General features: G+C 74.7%; 2 protein-coding genes. Both read right to left on the reverse strand.

Translation table 11 applies throughout. The features are described from left to right. Nucleotides 1-55: 55 nt before the first annotated feature. Nucleotides 56-763 (reverse strand): TIGR03943 family putative permease subunit, encoded by a 708-nt coding sequence (locus VB737_RS16760; protein WP_500314634.1) that lies wholly within the window; start codon nucleotides 761-763, stop codon nucleotides 56-58. 5 nt (nucleotides 764-768) lie between these two features. Then, the coding region (locus VB737_RS16765) for a permease (RefSeq protein WP_500314636.1) at nucleotides 769-1,358 on the reverse strand (590 nt) is incomplete at its 5' end.

Consider the following 1,358-nt stretch of genomic DNA (forward strand, 5'->3'; position numbering starts at 1 on the left):
GCCAGGGCCAGGGTGAGCGGCAGGGGGCCGGCCCAGGGGAGGCGGAAGCGAGGGGTCATGGTTCCAGGGGCCGGGCGGGCCGGGGGATCGGCCGGATGCGGCTGGGAACCACCTCCAGCCGCTCGCCGCCGCCGGGGGCCGGCTTGAGACCCATCACCCCGTCGATGGCCAGCCACTGGTCGGCGGGGAAGGGGGCCTGGCCGGCGGGCCAGGCGACGGGCAGCCCCACCGGGGAGGCATCGGCCAGGCAGCAGCGCACCAGCAGCCGGGCCAGCTGGGGCGGTTCGCCCTCCATGGGCAGCACGAAGCCGCTGATGCGCACCGGATCGCCGGCGAACAGTTTGGGATCGGGCTGGCTGCGCAGCAGCCGTACCCAGTCGGTGAGGCTGCGCTGGGCGGGCGGCAGCACGAAGCTGAGTTCGCTTTCGGCGGTCTCGTCGCGGGGGCGCTGGCCGGCCAGATCGGCGAAGGAGGGGGCCGGCGGCAGCAGCAGCACCAGCAGGGCGATGGCGGTGGTGAGCAGCAGGGTGCGGGCCTGGCGCCGGTCGCCCCGCTCCTGCCGGCCGGCGCCGAAGGCCAGGCGCAGCTGCAGCAGGGCGACGAGCAGCAGCAGCAGGCCGGCCAGGGCCACCAGGGGGTGGAACACGGCCCGCAGCAGCAGATCGAGGCGGCCGTCGACGCTGCTGTAAAGCAGCACCAGGGCCCAGAGGCCGAGGCTGGCGGCGCGCCAGAGGGCGGCCCGCTGCAGGGGAGGGGGGATCACGGGAGTCACAGGCGCCACAGGTTCACCCCCTGGCCGATCAGCAGCACCATCAGGGCGGCCCCGGCGGTGGTGAGCACCAGGCCGCGGGGGCGGAACAGCAGCCCGAGCAGGCTGACCAGCTTGAGGTCGATCACCGGGCCCAGGAGCAGGAAGGCGAGCAGGGCCCCGGGGGTGACCTGGGCGGCGAAGCTGAGGGCCAGGAACGCATCCACGCTCGAGCACACCGACACCACCAGGGCCAGCAGCATCAGGGCCAGGATCGAGAGGGTGGGGGCGCCGCCCACCGCCAGCAGCCAGCTGCGGGGAACGAAGGATTGAACGAGGGCGGCGATGACGCTGCCCATCACCAGCAGCAGCGAGAGATAGAGGAACTCCTGGCTGGCGTGCTTCATCAGCTCGGCCAGGGGCGGCCGGACCGAGGCGGTGTCGGCGGCGACCTCCAGGGCCGACGGGGGCGGGGCGCCCACCAGGCCGCTGGAGCGCTCCAGCAGCCCCACCGCCGCCAGGGGCTGGTGCAGGCGCCGTTCGGCCAGCAGATCGGCCTGGAGCAGCTGGGGTTCGCCCACCAGGCCCAGCAGCAGGGCCAGGCCCACGG

Origin of the sequence: Synechococcus sp. BA-120 BA3, from assembly GCF_034931285.1 — a bacterium.
Taxonomy (GTDB): domain Bacteria; phylum Cyanobacteriota; class Cyanobacteriia; order PCC-6307; family Cyanobiaceae; genus Cyanobium.